General features: G+C 69.0%; 1 protein-coding gene. It reads right to left on the bottom strand.

Features of this window, described 5'->3' with window-relative positions:
• Positions 1 to 409, bottom strand: a 409-nt coding sequence (locus ACWCV3_RS29035; RefSeq protein ID WP_451230374.1) for a MarR family winged helix-turn-helix transcriptional regulator, incomplete at its 3' end; no start/stop codon positions are given.
• Positions 410 to 1072 lie beyond the last annotated feature (663 nt).

The raw sequence follows: 1072 nt of genomic DNA, 5'->3' as shown, positions 1-1072 counted from the left end.
CCTCCTCTTCATTGAACTCCGGGAACACCTGGCGCATGAGTGCGTCTCCCTCGGGAGTCAGGCGCAGCAGCACAAGCCTGCCGTCCGTCGGATGGGCGGATCGCGCCACGAGGCCGCGGGCCTCGAGCGTGCGGGCGACCCCCGTCAGCGTGCCCTTGGAGATCCCGGCTTCTTCTGCCACATGGCGGGTCTCCGACTCGCCCCAGACCCAGATCACCCACAGCACGACGAACGCGGTCCACGTCAGGTCGACCTTGCGCAGCACGCTGTTCTCCAGGTGCTGGCGCACGGCGGAGGCGGCCCGATAGATGTTGGCCACGACCGCCATGCGTTCGTGGCGGATGGGTGCGCCGCCGAGCTTGGCCTGTGCCAGCTTCTCCGCCTCGGTGATGGACCTGTGGCCGGGCACGGGCGCTCCCCTCGTCAATGAGTCGTTCGGGATCAAAGTGTACGAGTGTCCGGATGAACACGCGGACAGCGGGACGTACTCGATGGCACGTGTCCGCCGTGGAGCGCCGGGCCAGGCCGGGTCGGCGTACTCCTGTGAGTGCTCCGCCAAGTACGCAGACGCGTGCGCCAGCAGGGAGCGTCAGATCCGCCCGGATCATGCCGTCGAGCTTCTCCCAGAACGTCAGAGGGGAGGGGCGGGCAGCCCCGCGGCCGTGTCCTCCTCTCTCGGAAGGCCGGGGTCCGGGGCGCTTCCGAGAGAGATTGCGCAACGGGGAGCCGCGCCTTCGATGAGTCTGTCGTTTCCGCCGCTGGCCCGCAGGCCGTCGAACGAACAGCGAGAGTGCAGGTCATCCGGCGTCAAGTCCGTGGAGCGAAGCGAGTTGTGCTCGTGATCGACCGTTGGTTCGGGGCAGGGAGAGTGGGGGAGGGGGGTTGGGGGAGGAGCGGCGAGTCGGGAGGGTGAGTGTATGGGGCAGTCTGTCGAGCGGGCCGAGGTGCGCACGTCCACGGGGGACGAGGCTCTGCATGTCCTGCAGGCCGCGTACGGGTCGGGCCTGCGCATGGGCGGGTCCCGGCACGGCACGAACTCGTTTCGAATGCGGCACGTCGGCGCCGGCCCGCT

This window comes from Streptomyces sp. NPDC001781, from assembly GCF_053596035.1.
Note: the sequence above shows the minus strand (reverse complement) of the source record. Positions and strands in the feature narration are given on the sequence as shown.